This window comes from Novacetimonas hansenii JCM 7643 (genome assembly GCF_000964405.1).
In the GTDB taxonomy this organism is placed as follows: domain Bacteria; phylum Pseudomonadota; class Alphaproteobacteria; order Acetobacterales; family Acetobacteraceae; genus Novacetimonas; species Novacetimonas hansenii.
Window position 1 is genome coordinate 1 of the sequence record NZ_BANE01000338.1, and the last position, 1,014, is coordinate 1,014.

The 1,014-nt window shown below is 60.2% G+C and carries 1 protein-coding gene and 1 pseudogene; both read left to right on the forward strand.

Translation table 11 applies throughout. From position 1 onward, the window contains the following. The first annotated feature begins 59 nt into the window (after positions 1-59). Positions 60-476, forward strand: a complete 417-nt coding sequence (tnpA, locus tag B7G66_RS16410) for an IS66-like element accessory protein TnpA (RefSeq protein WP_048859406.1) — start codon at positions 60-62, stop codon at positions 474-476. A 99-nt stretch (positions 477-575) separates the two neighbouring features. Further along, positions 576-983 (forward strand): annotated as a pseudogene (locus B7G66_RS16415) (IS66 family transposase); the annotation flags it as partial. Positions 984-1,014: the final 31 nt, after the last annotated feature.

Consider the following 1,014-nt stretch of genomic DNA (forward strand, 5'->3'; position numbering starts at 1 on the left):
GTAAGCATCCGGTAAAAGCCGCCTTGTAGACTGATAGGACCGGGTATCTTCTTCTGTGCATGGACGATTTTATCGAGAATGAACACGAGACGGTCGCAGCGAATGTCGCAGCGACTGCCCGGAGAAACCATGCAGCAATCGAGATTGTGGGGGAACGCCGCCGGGCCTATACGTCGGCCTTTCGCTCCCGGGTTGTAAAAGCCTCTTTTGAAAGTGGCTTTCCCGTTCGTGAAGTGGCCCGCCAGCATGGGATCCATGTCAGTCTTCTCTATCGCTGGCGGCAGGACTGCCGTCGGCGCAGCAGACGGCCTGAAGAGGGATCTCTTGTGCCTGTCAGACTGGAAGAACAGGTTGCGCAGGAAACTCAGGCACCAGGCCAGATGGAAATTACATTCCGCGATGGCAGCATCCTGCATTTTGGTCACGATGTTTCACCCGAGAGGGTTGAACGCCTGATCATGCTGCTGCGGCCATGATCCCGGTTCCTTCCGGTGTCCAGGTCTGGCTGGCAACGGGTGCGACCGACATGCGGCTCGGCATGCCGGGTCTGGCCCTGAAGGTTCAGGAGGCTCGCGCCCATGGTTAATGACCTGCTGGCCTGGATGCGTGAGAATTGCGCCCGCCTGTCGAAGAAGGCACCCGTTGCGGCGGGCATGGCCTACATCCTGCGCAGGCCGGAGACTTTTACCCGGTTCCTTCACGACGGACGGATCTGCCTGACGAACAACGCCGCCGAACGCGCACTACGCGGCATCGCCCTTGGCAGGAAAGCCTGGCTGTTCGCCGGTTCCGATCGGGGCGGCCAGCGCTCGGCCGATATGTATTCCCTCATCGTCACCGCAAAGCTCAACGACGTCGATCCCCAGGCCTGGCTCGCCGATGTTCTCGCCCGGATCAACGACCAGCCCGTCTCACGCCTGCACGAACTCCTTCCCTGGAACTGGAAAAACACCCGCCATGCCAATCATACACAGGTCGCCTGATTCAGACCCGTGGTCCTCCCCGGATGCTTAC